At 39.5% G+C, this 14,992-nt stretch carries 8 protein-coding genes; 3 read left to right on the top strand and 5 right to left on the bottom strand.

Going from position 1 to position 14,992, the window contains the following annotated elements:
• Positions 1-529: 529 nt before the first annotated feature.
• The 4 genes from ABE954_RS12730 to ABE954_RS12715 form a co-directional block, all read right to left on the bottom strand.
• Positions 530-1,579: a hemin-degrading factor gene (locus tag ABE954_RS12730; RefSeq protein WP_129465835.1), complete on the bottom strand. Its 1,050-nt coding sequence runs from the start codon at positions 1,577-1,579 to the stop codon at positions 530-532.
• 128 nt (positions 1,580-1,707) lie between these two features.
• Entirely contained in the window at positions 1,708-3,867 is a 2,160-nt protein-coding gene (locus ABE954_RS12725) for a TonB-dependent receptor domain-containing protein (RefSeq protein ID WP_131679957.1), read from the bottom strand.
• A 533-nt stretch (positions 3,868-4,400) separates the two neighbouring features.
• Positions 4,401-5,450 (bottom strand): 3-deoxy-7-phosphoheptulonate synthase, encoded by a 1,050-nt coding sequence (locus ABE954_RS12720; RefSeq protein WP_042844048.1) that lies wholly within the window; start codon positions 5,448-5,450, stop codon positions 4,401-4,403.
• Between the two features lie 119 nt (positions 5,451-5,569).
• On the bottom strand, positions 5,570-6,391 hold the full coding sequence (locus tag ABE954_RS12715) for a pyruvate, water dikinase regulatory protein (protein WP_269466240.1): 822 nt from the start codon (positions 6,389-6,391) through the stop codon (positions 5,570-5,572).
• A 295-nt stretch (positions 6,392-6,686) separates the two neighbouring features.
• On the opposite strand from ABE954_RS12715, the gene ppsA reads away from it, so the two are divergent.
• A complete protein-coding gene (ppsA, locus tag ABE954_RS12710) occupies positions 6,687-9,065 on the top strand; it encodes a phosphoenolpyruvate synthase (protein ID WP_371025474.1) in 2,379 nt (792 codons plus the stop codon).
• Between the two features lie 706 nt (positions 9,066-9,771).
• On the opposite strand, the gene ydiK is transcribed toward ppsA, so the two are convergent.
• Positions 9,772-10,887: an AI-2E family transporter YdiK gene (gene ydiK / locus ABE954_RS12705; protein WP_042844045.1), complete on the bottom strand. Its 1,116-nt coding sequence runs from the start codon at positions 10,885-10,887 to the stop codon at positions 9,772-9,774.
• A 256-nt stretch (positions 10,888-11,143) separates the two neighbouring features.
• Between ydiK and ABE954_RS12700 the strand changes: the two genes are divergently transcribed.
• Together ABE954_RS12700 and menI are read left to right on the top strand one after the other, a co-directional pair.
• On the top strand, positions 11,144-14,197 hold the full coding sequence (locus ABE954_RS12700; RefSeq protein ID WP_042844044.1) for an FAD-binding and (Fe-S)-binding domain-containing protein: 3,054 nt from the start codon (positions 11,144-11,146) through the stop codon (positions 14,195-14,197).
• Complete coding sequence (gene menI / locus ABE954_RS12695; RefSeq protein ID WP_042844043.1) at positions 14,197-14,613, top strand: 1,4-dihydroxy-2-naphthoyl-CoA hydrolase; 417 nt, start codon at positions 14,197-14,199, stop codon at positions 14,611-14,613. The genes ABE954_RS12700 and menI overlap by 1 nt, the downstream gene beginning before the upstream one ends.
• Positions 14,614-14,992 lie beyond the last annotated feature (379 nt).

Genomic DNA, 14,992 nt, shown 5'->3' with positions numbered 1-14,992 from the left:
GCTAAACGTGCGGTTTTTTAATGAGAATACCTATCACTACGATAGATGTTGATAAATTTAACATTTTAAACATACATCATTGTATGTTTAAATATATAAAAAATCAATGGGTTGTGTTTTAACTTTGATTTTTATGATAGGTTATTCTGGTGGATTTACTATATATTCAAATTAATTGTTCAAGCTGTTCGATTTTATTAACCAAGTAAATAATTGAAAAATTATCGCACTACATTTAAAGACAGTTCTATAACGATAAACAGGAAATTCCGAGTTGATTTTTTTAGAGAAAAACACTAAATGATTGGCAGTTATAGGGAGAATTATGGTGATTGGTTTTATTATCAACATAATACTCCGTTAATGAATTTTACCTCTTTTTTGCCAAAACGCTGTAGATGCTGGGTCTGTGACATAGCTTTTGGCGTATTTAACTAAACCTACTCCCACTGAGTTTTATGTTTTCATGAGGCTGTCACATCAAGGAAAATGGCGATTAGAAGCCAATGTTTCATGTTATTTACCCCTATTAAATATGAGGTAAAGCTAAAACTTGCTTACACCATTCATCTTGCTCAGGTGTGCCTTCAGTACGCTGACCATACATTTGTATAATCTGATTGCCTTGGGTATCAAAAACCTCCAAGCTTGTTACAAAGCCATCTTTAGTCGGTTTTCTTGTCACCCAACATTCAGCGATACCATTTTCAATAATGTGCAGTTTGCAATTAGGACCAATAATGTTTAACCAGTGAGTTTGGGTATTTTCTACGGTTAATGATGTTATTTCACTGATTTTACCAGTGAAAATTTGTACACAGCCACGATTACCAACGAAAAGCATAATTTCATTTTGTGCTTGGTGGGCGAGTGACAGTAAACCTGATAATGCACTGCGAGGGACTTGCCATGCTAGTTTACGGCTAACAACGCGGAAGACTTGCTGTCTGCTTAGATTATTATTTTTTAAGATGGTGAAAAATTGGTGGACATCTGTCATATTGCGCCATTCTTGTTCTAGTTTTTGTGCAAGTTCACGATCAATCGACCGTTCAGAAAACGGTTTGACTTCATGGATGGTGAGAGGGCGGTTTTCTGATGTAACATATTGTTTAATCAATGTTTGCCATGCATCGAGATTCGTCGACTTTGTGGTAAAAACTTTGTGTAAGGCATCACCATGTTTGTCAAAAAACTGAATGCTATGACGTAGGCCTTCAGTTGTTTCTTCTACTAATGAGAATGCTGAACGCCATTGAGCAAAGAACATTCTAAGGTCAAGAGCTCGAGGATTGAGAAATAAACCCGCATGTGAGCTGAGCCTTGCATTATCATATTGACCAATTTGAATATTAACGGCGTACTCATTACGGGTAACCCCTTTTGCCACCCCGATGGATGCTAAACTTTGCAAGATATCAGGCATTTTTCCAGATAACCTTTGCACGTTATCTTGACCAACGCGGCAATGAAGAAGCTGTGCTTCTGAAATATTTAGTTGTGCTGCTATTTCGCGCGCATATATACCCTTATGCTCTTTTCGTATTTTTTGGTAATCACTATAGCTATTTGAATTCAAAATAATTTCCTTAAGGTTAAGTAGAGTAAAGTGTTATCAACTAATTTCGTATAAGGACATAGTAATTTGCGCTATGAAATTAGCTGATAACATAACTTATTGGTTGTTAACTATTATTTGTTACTAAATTACCAGTTATAATTTACGTTAAAGTAAAAATTCCTACCTTCCTGTGGGACCCCCATGGAAGAGATATACTGTTTATCAAAGGCATTTTTCATAGTAAGCGTGGAACTTAGCCCTTTAATGAATTCATCAGCTTGATAATTCACATAAAAATCATGAACTCCATATCCTGCGTATTGAATGACTTCTTTATGATAGCGATCTAAGCCTTTATCAGATTTGTGATGGGGACGTTGATATTTAGCGTTGCCTTGGAACTTGGTTTTGGCTGAAAACTCACCAATCCAGCCAATTTGAATTCCTGTTGTTGCAACTGGAGCATTAATTCTGGCTGTCAACGTTTGGGGGCGAATAGATGATAAAGAATAATTTGTACCATCTTCTCTTCCCATCGTGTGATTATGGTTAACAGCGATATCAAACCAATGTGTTTTATAGTGAACAAAACTGTCAAATCCATGAATAGTTGCGGATGGAATATTTATAAAAAATATTTTCTTCGGGAAGTGTTCCATTCGACCAACTTTATTACCATCTCGAGCTCTTGGATTGAAGGATAAGGGGTACTCGCCATCGACAGTTATGTAATTTTTTGCTTTAGTGTGAAAATAAGTCGAACCAAATTGAAGGGAGTCATTTTTAAAATAAAGCTCGTCAAAACTGAGTTTCAAACCTGTCTCCCATGTTTTATTGGTTTCAGGCTGTAAATCTGGTGATGGACGGAAATCAGATTTAATAGAGGCGCCAAAAAAAAGTGGAATAGTGAAATGGTTTGAATTGTTATAAAGCTCCGACATTCTTGGAGTACGGTATGCTTCAGCGTATGATGAATGAAGATTTAACCAGCTAGTAGGGGTTGCACTTACAGCAAAGCGAGATGACCAGTTAGTATGCTTGTTTTCAGGGAAATTCTCTCTAGAAGCTTGGTACTGGGTGAAACGTGTCCCTGCGGAGAAAGTGATGGGTAAATGATGCAAAGTCATATCATTTACCAGCCAGCCAGACATGTTAGACAATTCTGATGGCGGATAGCTGATTGCATATTGATTTGATGTTTGTTTCTGTTGGTAATATTCAAAACCACTTTGAATATAGTGGTTTACCCAGTTATACATCGGTAAAGAGACGCTATTAGAAAATTTAGTCCCATAGGTGTATTGGTTGCGTTCCTCAGGGCCATATTCATCAGGCTTTTTGATAATTTTGATGGTATCAGTTTGGTCTAAATACAAGTCGGTATAATAAACGCTCCATTCAGCTTGCCAATTTAAGCTGTTTTGCGGCTTAAAATACTGATTAATTGCAATATCCCGCTGGTGGCTTTGCCTTTCATGGGGGGCGTTCGGATACTTAGTTTTTTCCGTGGGTTTTGCCGGTTGTTTTAAGCTCAGGCTATCGTTTCGATATTCTTTTAACTGTAATGTTAGGTTGTAAGATGGGTGTGGTAGCCAAGTAGTTTTGAGCATCCAGTTATGGATTTTTTCAACATTATGTGCCAGCTCAAATTCGGGAGAACCCATAATATGCTTTTTACGCTGACTGTAACTGAGCAATGTGTCAAATGACTCAGAACGACCTAATAAAGTTGCGCCTGCATAGTAACTATGGTCATTACGGTTAATGCCGCTAAACGCTCGCCCACCTAATTTTTGCCCCGGTTTTAAAATATCGGCGGCATTTAATGTTTTGAATGCGACCACCCCAGCGAGAGCACCTCCACCATGATGAACTGATGCGGAGCCTTTGTGGATATACACTTTGTTAATCAAAGTCGGGTCGATAAAAGTGGCATCATATAACCCTGAGTTAAAATCTTGAGTGATGTTATCTATTGTGACTTTTACCCCCCGAGAGTCATACCCTCGCATTTGAATGCCTTGGCCATAAGTGCTATTAGACCCAGAGACAAATACGCCGGGTTGGCCTTTTAGTAAATCCAAGGCAGAAGTTGCAGATTGTTGTTCAGGCGCTTGGGCGTCAATCACATCAACTTGCTCAGCCACGGCAATTTCTTCAAAACCGAAGGGGGAGGCTGAAACTTGGATAACATCTTGAGCTAATACGGAATGGCTCAACCCGGCTAAAGTAATAGCGATGGTGAGTGTTGAAATAGGGAATTTTTTTTCTTGAAATATAGATGCAGGCATCGGTTTAAACTGCATAGGAAGTCCTTTCCTTATATTTTAGGTTACGCTGGCTGCCTAGATAGATTATCTGGGTGGCATGCTAAAAGTATTTTATATAACGTTTTTATTTATTAGCGTTTATTATCAACCCCGCCTTTTGGTTGATAAATTTGATAGCGATATAAAACAATCCATTGTTATATTTGCTATTTATTGCCAATAAGCAAAGAGCTCCATTTCAATTTAGTAAGCACCTTAGATGAATACATACCCGAATTTTTATGGGGACTTAACCTATTGTTTATCGTCTTTTATAGTCATTAATAGGAATAATGGCGTTGTTTTACAGTGAGCTAATAGATAAAACGAGCTGTAGTGAGAATTATTATCGTTAAGGTTTGGGTGGTCAAGAGTTTTTTTTGATTTAATCTGTGTTTTTAATTTAAATAAACAGTTATTAATACAAATAAATTATATTTAATTGAGTATTATTGTTATTTTATATTAAAAAGCCCTTTAATTAGAATATAACTAAAGGGCGTGATGGAAATGTTTGATACTAAGCTAGGCTATTTGAAGCGAGAATCAACCGCTTGAGAAAGGATTTCAATGAGTTGTTCAGTATCTTCCCAGCCAAGGCATGGGTCAGTAATCGATTGACCATAAACTAAAGCTTGGTCAGCGATGACTTTCTGTGTGCCTTCAATTAAAAAGCTTTCAGCCATTACACCGCTTATCGCGGTAGAGCCATCCTTTATTTGCTCTGCAATATCCCGAGCGACTTCTAATTGACGGCGGTGAATTTTTTGGCAATTACCATGACTAAAGTCGACGACTAAATGCTCTGGCAGTTCAAATTTGCGAAGCTTATCGCAGGCTGCGGCTAAGTCCCCAGCAGAATAATTCGGTTGTTTCCCCCCGCGCATAATAATATGGCCATGTGGGTTACCGCTGGTTTGGTAGATGGTCATTTGACCGTTTTTATCTGGGGACAAAAACATATGTTGTGCTTTTGCGGCTCTAATTGCATCAATAGCAATATTAATATTGCCATCTGTACCATTTTTAAAACCAACAGGGCAGGAGAGCGCAGAAGCCATTTCGCGGTGAATTTGGCTTTCTGTCGTTCGCGCACCAATAGCCCCCCAACTAATAAGGTCAGCAATATATTGGCCCGTAACCATGTCGAGAAACTCAGTTGCTGTTGCTAAACCAAGCTGGTTAACTTCTATTAGTAATTTTCGCGCGAGGCGTATTCCTGTATTGACTTGGCAGGAGTTATCTAAATTTGGGTCAGAAATTAGTCCTTTCCAGCCAACAACGGTGCGCGGTTTTTCAAAATAAGTCCGCATAACAATTTCTAAGCGGTTTTGATGACGTTCCCTTAATACATTCAGCTTTGTCGCGTATTCAATTGCCGCGTCAATATCATGAATTGAGCAAGGACCGACGATAACAAGTAAACGCGGGTCTTCCCCCGATAAGATCTGTTCTATGCGCTTACGTGACGCTGTCACGTTATTGGCAACCTTTTGGGAAATAGGAAATTCATCAGCGAGAGTTTGTGGTGTAATTAAACTGTCCACTCTTGCAGTGCGTAATTCATCAGTTTTTTGCATTTTGGTTCTCAAAACTTTAATAGGCAGATGCCGTATCAGTGATAAAGATCACAATAAACGAAAATGGCTTAATTTCAACCTACAAAGTAATTTGTATCAATTATATTTTATATTTTTTATCAAAATATACGTCTCTGTAAACCCATTGTATCAATCACTTTTGCTGAAATTTCTTCCACTGAGTAGTTAGTTGTATTTAAGTAGTTGATTTTATTCTGCCTAAATAATGCTTCGACTTCAGCAATTTCAATACGGCACTGCCTTATCGATGCATAACGGCTATTTTCACGGCGTTCTTCACGGATAGCGGCTAAACGTTCAGGGCTAATCGTTAAGCCAAATAATTTGTGGGTATAAGGGCGAAGAGCCACGGGGAGCTTTAGATTGTCCATATCATCAGCAGTAAATGGATAATTGGCGGCTTGAATGCCAAATTGCATAGCTAAATATAAGCTGGTAGGGGTTTTGCCACAGCGAGAAACACCGATAAGAATGACTTGAGCTTGGTCTAAATTACGCAGAGAAATACCATCATCATGTGCGAGTGTATATTCAATGGCTGCAATACGAGCATCGTATTGGATCATATTTTGCATTGACAAGCCGTGCGTACGATTGAGCTTAGGTTCTGGTTCAAGGCCAACTTCTTTTTGGATTGGAGCAACTAAACTTTGGACAATATCTTGGCAAAAACCAGAACTTTGCGTGATGATTTGCCTAACTTCAGGGGAAATAATCGAATAGAACACTAATGGGCGAAGTTGTGTTTCTTCAAATATGGTATCAATTTTTTGTTTTATTTCTTGTGCGCGGGCCGGCGTGGTAACGAAAGGCAGGGTATAAGAAATAAAAGCTAGTGGAAATTGTGAAAGGACAGCATGCCCCAGAGTTTCAGCTGTGATAGCTGTACCATCTGAAATAAAGAAAACAGTTCTTTGTATTGGGTTGTTCATCGAATCTAATTTATTCATTGTTATTTATCTTTTATTGTATTTATCACTAGTTTTATAGAGATATTATCTTTGTTTAAAGTTTAAAAATTAGTTTATAAGGGAAAGTATAGCCATTATTTGAGCGATTTTTAGAACAAAACATTTTTCTTATTTGATGGAACGATTCACCAGTCCATCTTCTATTAATGTCTGTGCTAGTCTATTTCACGAGGCGAATTTTCGCCAATGAGATTTTTTACGATTTGTACTCTGTCACTAAATTGCTATAAAAGGATCACTTTCAATGTCCACAAATGGCCTTACTCCGTGTAATGTACTTTGGTATAACCAATTAGGGATGAATGATGTTGACCGGGTTGGCGGTAAAAATGCCTCCTTAGGTGAAATGATCACAAACTTATCTGATCTGGGTGTATCCGTACCTAACGGTTTCGCGACAACCGCACAGGCGTTTAATGATTTTCTGGAGCAGAGCGGTGTAAATCAACGCATTTATAACCTGCTAGATGAAACGGATATTGATGATGTGAACCAACTGGCTGTTGCAGGTGCTCAGATCCGTCAATGGGTGATTGATACGCCATTGACGAAGGAGTTGGAACAAGATATTCGTGACGCGTTCGCTCAACTTTCAGAAGGGGAAGCAGAAGCATCATTTGCTGTTCGCTCATCAGCAACCGCAGAGGATATGCCTGATGCTTCATTTGCGGGGCAACAGGAGACATTCCTTAATGTTCAAGGGATTGATGCTGTATTAGTGGCGATTAAACATGTTTTTGCTTCGTTGTTTAATGACCGCGCTATTTCGTATCGTGTTCACCAAGGTTACGATCACCGTGGAGTAGCTCTGTCGGCGGGTGTGCAAAGAATGGTACGCTCTGATTTAGCATCTTCGGGCGTGATGTTTACTATTGATACCGAATCTGGTTTTGATCAGGTAGTTTTCATTACCTCAGCTTATGGCCTAGGTGAAATGGTGGTACAAGGGGCGGTAAATCCGGATGAGTTTTATGTCCATAAACCAACCTTGAAAAATAACCGCCCTGCGATTGTACGCCGTACTCTAGGCTCTAAAAAACTACAAATGGTGTATGCCGATAGTAAAGAGCACGGTAAACAAGTTCAGATTGAAGATGTGCCAGAAACCCTACGCAATCGTTTCTCTCTGGCTGACCATGAAGTTGAAGAGCTCGCTCGTCAAGCTTTACAGATTGAAAAGCATTATGGTCGTCCAATGGATATTGAGTGGGCTAAAGATGGCCACAATGGGCGTTTATATATTGTCCAAGCAAGACCAGAAACAGTGCGTTCAAATCAACAAGTCATGGAACGCTATCAGCTCAAAGAGCAAGGACAGGTTTTAGTTGAAGGGCGTGCTATTGGTCACCGCATTGGTTCCGGTGTAGTAAAAGTGATTCATAATTTAAGTGAGATGGATCGCATTCAGGCTGGTGATGTCTTAGTTACAGACATGACAGACCTTGACTGGGAGCCAATCATGAAAAAAGCTGCTGCGATTGTCACTAATCGTGGTGGGCGTACTTGCCATGCCGCTATCATCGCTCGTGAGCTAGGGATACCTGCTGTCGTTGGTTGTGGTGATGCAACTGACCGTTTACAAGAAGGTCAAGAAGTCACTGTTTCCTGCTCGGAAGGTGATACTGGCTTTGTTTACCAAGGCAAGTTGGAATTTGAAATTCACAGTTCTGAAGTGAGTGAAATGCCAAGCCTTGGTGTCAAAATCATGATGAATGTGGGTAATCCTGACCGTGCATTTGATTTTGCTTGTTTGCCAAATGAAGGTGTTGGTTTAGCGAGACTGGAGTTTATCATCAATCGCATGATTGGTGTTCACCCAAGAGCATTGTTAGAATTTGATGAACAGTCTCCTGAATTACAAACTGAAATCCGCGAAATGATGGCCGGTTATGACGACCCAATCGAGTTCTATGTGGGCAAATTAACCGAGGGTATTTCAACGTTAGCAGCAGCCTTCTGGCCAAAACGCGTTATTGTGCGTTTCTCAGACTTCAAATCAAATGAATATGCCAATTTAGTCGGTGGGGATATTTATGAGCCTGAAGAAGAAAACCCTATGCTTGGTTTCCGTGGTGCAGGGCGTTATGTTTCTGATAGCTTCCGTGCATGTTTTGCGTTGGAATGCGAAGCCGTTAAGCGCGTGCGTAATACTATGGGGCTCACGAACGTTGAGGTAATGATCCCGTTTGTGCGTACTGTCGCACAAGCTGAGGCTGTCATTGCGGAGATGGCAAAACATGACCTTAAGCGCGGAGAGAACGGCTTAAAAGTGATTATGATGTGTGAAATACCATCGAATGCTTTGCTGGCTGACCAATTCCTTGAGCACTTTGATGGGTTCTCTATTGGTTCAAACGATATGACTCAATTAACATTAGGCCTTGATAGGGATTCTGGTGTTGTTTCTGAGCTATTCGATGAGCGAAACGACGCGGTTAAGGCAATGCTATCGATGGCAATACAAGCAGCTAAACGCCAAAATAAATATGTTGGTATTTGTGGGCAAGGTCCTTCAGATCACCAAGACTTCGCTCAGTGGTTAGTTGATGAAGGTATTGATAGTTTATCTTTAAACCCAGACACTGTCGTGCAAACTTGGTTAACGATCGCTGAAAATCAGTAATCATTACTAAGCTAATAATGAAAGTCGAGAGGTGAAAACCTTTCGGCTTTTTTTATTAATTTAAATTATCTATTATTACAATAGTTAATAGCTATTATTGAGTTATTTCATACTAAATAACTCGATTGAATGATTATGCAATTCTTTTTGCGTACATAAACATAATTATTCCAAATCAATTACACGTATGATGAGTAATTAAATGTACTTTAATTATAAAGCTCATGAAAGTAATAATAGTGCGGGTTATATATAACGCTAAAGGAGTATGTTTACTTATGTTTGGTACCAGAAGTTGATTCTTATCAATACTTATAAAACAGATGATTTAATTTTGATGTGAATAATTTTCATATTGAGGAACTAGATAAAAAAAAAGCCTATCATGGGCTGACAGGCAAAGACTACACACAGCAATTTGGTTAATAAAACCGTGCTTTAAGGGGTTAGCATGGCTTTTCATGTTTGTTTGATTCAATGGCTAGATAATAAAGTATTCATATTATACAAGCATTAAGAACACTCTCAATAATAAACTTACTTGTTGTTACTTAAGAGAATTATTCCAATAGAATTATGTTAACATAAATTAGGCTAAATACTAACATTAGAATGTTAAATATTGTTTCTAAATATTAATGAGAAATGAAATCATTAATGAAACAGACATGTATATCGACAACATGCCTGTTTCAATTAATTGCAACTATTTCTTAATCATGAACACATCTTCAAGAAATTTCTCTGTTTCAGCTAAGTTCTCATTAGGCATAGCTACCTCATTCATCCATGCTTTTAATAAACTATATGAAACAGCTAATACAACGGGACCGATAAATAGGCCTATCATCCCGAATGATAAGATACCCCCGATAACCCCAACTAAGATTAGTACCATCGGCAAATCGGCACCCATTTTAATCAGCCAAGGACGAAGAACACCGTCCATTGTTGCCACAACCGCAGCCCAAATGGCGAGAATAATTCCCCAAGTGGTATCACCAGTCCAAAATAACCATATAACAGATGGCACCATAATCAACAGCGGCCCTATTTGAGCAACACAGCAGATAAACAGTAAAACAGTGAGAATTGCAGCATAACCAATGCCAGAAAGTGCAAGGCCAATCCCACCGACAATAGCTTGGATTAACGCTGTCACGACGACGCCCAATGCTACCGCTCTTATTGATTGAGCTGCTAATAAAACAGCTGCATCACCACGCATGCCTGCAAGGCGCACAGCAAAGTGACGTATGCCTAACATGACAGATTCACCTTTAAGGTAAAGTAAGCCGCTAAACAGTAACATTAAGATTAAATGAAACACAAAGCGCCCTGCGCTGATCGCTTGTGTGGCGAACCACCCCGCGGCTTGACCAAAGTAAGGTTGGATTTTTGCGAGTAGGGCGTTACCACCACTCGCTACAAGGCTATGCCATGCGTAATAAATTTTTTCGCCTACCATCGGTATAGTATTTAGCCATTCTAGCTCTGGTAATGTCAGGCTTGAAGGGGACTTGGCTAAATCAATCAATGGAGTGCTATTATCAATAATACTTCCAATCAAAACCCCTAATGGGATAACAAACAACAGTAATATAAGAAGAACCATCACTAATGCAGCTAGCCAACGCTTACGCCATAAGCGCGCTTCTAGCCGTAATAATAGTGGCCATGTTGCAATAACCATCATCCCTGCCCATACAAAGCCAAGAATAAAGGGATTAAGTACCCAAAAACAGGCGGCTATCATTAAGATGATGGACAATAGGCCGAAAATAAGTTTGGGGAGATCCAAACGTTTTTGCGATTTTTCCATTAATGATTGATCCTTAATAAATGAAAATTCTGCTTATACGGCAAATTTTTAGGTGAAAATAACGAAATTATTTTTCACGATTAAAAAAAACAATATTGTGATATGGTTCATTATGACAATGTCATCAGCGGCTGTACCGTTTTTACTAGCTGTGAAGGTTATAAGTCATAAACCTGAGACGCTATTGTGCAACTTAAAGTAAAGATAGTACATAACGAGTAATGCGAACACTAAACAACAAGAGTCATCGTTAATAATGATCCCGCGTATATCAGAAGCTCCTCATCTTAGTCAATTAGTCATTGAGTTCTTGCATGAGCTACAAGAACAAGGTTTTACTGGTGATAACGGTACCAGCTACGCTGAACGGTTATCCATGGCGACAGACAACAGTATTTATCAACTATTGCCTCAAGCGGTTGTTTTCCCGCGTTCTAGTGCAGATGTACAAATTATTACACGCGTAGCCGGGCAATCCAAATATCGTGAACTTAGCTTTACGCCAAGAGGTGGTGGTACAGGGACTAACGGGCAATCCTTAACAGAAGGGATTGTCGTGGATATGTCCCGCTATATGAATCGTATTTTAGAAATAAACCCCGAGCAAGGTTGGGTCAAAGTTGAAGCTGGCGTAATCAAAGATCAGTTAAACCAATTTTTAAAACCTTATGGTTATTTCTTCTCTCCTGAGCTATCGACCAGTAACCGTGCAACCTTGGGGGGAATGATCAACACCGATGCATCAGGGCAAGGTTCATTAGTCTACGGTAAAACATCCGACCACGTTTTAGGTGTTAAAGCCATGGTATTAGGGGGGGAGTGCATTGATACTCGTGCTATGCCTATCGAACTCGCCCAATCGATTGCGTCCGAGGATTCTATTGTCGGGCGTATTTATAAAACGGTACTAGAACGCTGCTTAGAACAGCGGCCATTAATTGAAGAAAAATTCCCAAAGTTAAATCGTTTTCTGACAGGCTACGACTTACGTCATGTTTTTAATGATGAATTAACTGAATTTGACCTTACCCGCATTTTGACGGGTTCAGAGGGGTCTTTAGCGTTTATTACTGAAGCCACCCTTGATATCACGCCATTGCCAAAAGTACGCAGGCTGGTTAACGTAAAATATGACTCTTTTGAGTCAGCACTGCGTAATGCCCCTTTTATGGTTGATGCTAAAGCATTATCTGTTGAAACCGTCGATTCTAAAGTGCTGAATCTAGCCCGTGAAGATATCGTTTGGCACTCTGTAAAAGCATTAATTACTGATATTCCTAATAAAGAAATGTTAGGTCTTAATATCGTTGAATTTAGTGGCGATGATGAAAGTGAAATTAACCAGCTGACAGACAGTTTGTGCCAACGACTTGATGAGTTAATGGCAAATAATCAAGCGGGTGTGATTGGCTATCAAACTTGTCATGACCTTGATGATATAACTCGCATTTATAATATGCGTAAAAAGGCAGTTGGCTTGTTAGGTAATAGTAAAGGTGCGGCAAAACCAATTCCATTTGTAGAAGATACTTGTGTACCACCAGAGCATCTAGCTGATTATATTGTTGAGTTCCGAGCGCTACTCGATGGCCATAATCTGAATTATGGCATGTTTGGTCATGTCGATGCGGGGGTATTACATGTTCGGCCAGCTCTAGATATGTGTGATCCACAACAAGAAATATTGATGAAACAAATTTCTGATGAAATTGTTGCATTAACAGCTAAATATGGTGGGTTGCTGTGGGGAGAGCATGGTAAAGGTTTTCGCGCACAATATAGCCCTGAGTTTTTTGGGGACGTACTGTATAGCGAATTACGTAACATCAAAGCGGCATTTGACCCAGACAACCGTTTGAACCCTGGGAAGATTTGCCCTCCAGCAGGGCTTGATGCTCCAATGAAACAGGTCGATGATATCAAACGAGGCACTTATGATAGGCAAATCCCTGTTCAGGTTCGCGAGCAATTTCGGGGAGCCATGGAGTGTAATGGGAATGGGCTATGTTTTAATTTTGATGTTAAAAGCCCTATGTGCCCGTCGATGAAAGTGAGTGGTCAGCGCATTCATTCACCTAAAGGTCGTGCAACACTTGTTCGAGAATGGTTAAGGCTATTAGCAGATCAAGGAGTGACTCCGGACTACCTCGAAAAGGGCATTAAGCAAGACTCACCTTCCTTACGCGGTTTAATTGAGAAAACGCGTAATACTTGGCGGGCAAAGCAAGGAGATTACGATTTTTCTCACGAAGTAAAAGCATCAATGGCCGGGTGCCTTGCTTGCAAAGCCTGCTCAACACAGTGCCCAATCAAAATTGATGTACCTTCATTTAGAGCGAAATTTTTAGCCTTATATCACGGTCGCTACTTACGCCCTGTGCGTGATCATATTGTTGCTAACGTAGAGAGCAGTGCACCATTATTCTCTAAGGTACCAGGTGTATTTAATTTCTTTTTACGTCAGCCAATAGTGCAAAAGCTTAGCCAACACACGATAGGTATGGTTGATTTACCCTTATTTTCTCAGCCTACATTGAAACAAGAGCTTTTGGGGCATACTGCGGTGTCAGTAACACTCGAGCAACTAGAAGGTATGGGGGCTGCTCAGCGCGAAAAATACGTGTTGGTAGTACAAGACCCTTTCACCAGCTATTACGATGCGAAAGTGGTCGCAGATTTTGTGCGATTAATTGAAAAATTGGGCTATAAACCTGTTTTATTACCATTTTCACCGAATGGTAAGGCGCAGCATATTAAGGGTTTTTTGGCAAAATTTGCGAAAACAGCACGTAGAACCGCAGACTTTTTAAATCGCGTAGCAAAATTAAAGTTACCCATGGTTGGCGTCGACCCTGCATTAGTTTTATGTTATCGCGATGAATACCATGAAATTTTAGGAAAAGAACAGTGCCAGTTTACTGTAATGTTGGCTCATGAATGGTTAGTGAGTTTACCTGCACCACAAAATGCCAAAGTAAATGCAGCTGAGCCTTGGTACTTTTTTGGGCATTGTACGGAATCAACGGCTTTACCAAATAGTGCGAGCCAATGGGCAAGCTTATTTGCACGTTTTGGCCACAAACTGAATAATGTCAGTGTGGGTTGCTGTGGAATGGCGGGAACTTACGGTCATGAAGTGGCAAACCTTGAAAATTCCAAAGGAATTTATAACTTATCTTGGAAAGGAGCGATGGCCTCTTTACCAAAAGAGCGTTGCTTAAGCCCCGGTTATTCTTGCCGTAGCCAAGTGAAGCGTATGGAAAATACAGTTATAAAACACCCGATTCAAGCACTGTTGGAGATAGTTTAATGATTTGGAAACGTCAATTTAATTTGCAACAATTAGCTGAAATGTCAAAAACGTGCATGTTAGGGCATATTGGTATTGAGATCACAGCATTTGGTGATGATTATTTAGAGGGAACAATGCCTGTTGATGAGCGAACTAAACAACCGTTTGGTTTACTTCATGGTGGCGCTTCCGTGGTGCTTGCTGAGTCTTTAGGGTCAATAGCGGGTTATTTATGTACGGAAGGTGAGCAAAGAGTGGTTGGTCTAGAAATTAATGCAAACCATGTCCGTGCAGCGCGTTCGGGGGTTGTTAAAGGCATTTGCAAACCTATTCACTTAGGGCGTCGCCAGCAAGTTTGGAATATTGAAATATTCAATGAACAAGGAAAACTGTGTTGTACTTCCCGTCTAACGACTGCGGTATTATTTGAATAATCACAGCTATGTTTAGGTGGCTTGTAGGCTTTGAGTAGCTAAAAGCCACCAATAACCTTCCTATTAGTAGTGTTTTTATCTGCTGTTTTATCCGTAAATTCGTTTTTTATCGCATTAATAAAGTTGTATAATAAATATATCTTTATTAATTTGTGTCATTTAATTGTATTATTCAGTACAAAATCAAATAAAAAAATAGTTCTATTTTATTTTTCTTATTTCAATAAGTTAAGTGATAAGAAAGACATTATTGGTGATTCGATAAGCTCATAATGAATAAAAAAAGAACTAAAATAGCTATAACCTCTTAAAACAAATGGTTGAAGTAGAATAGCTAATCATTACCATAGGGTAGACAGAGTTAATCTCCTGATAACAG

The sequence above is a fragment of the Providencia sp. TYF-12 genome (assembly GCF_041344805.1).
GTDB classification, from domain to species: domain Bacteria; phylum Pseudomonadota; class Gammaproteobacteria; order Enterobacterales; family Enterobacteriaceae; genus Providencia; species Providencia huashanensis.
The sequence above is the reverse complement of the archived record's forward strand: the minus strand, read 5'-3'. Positions and strand labels throughout refer to the sequence as shown.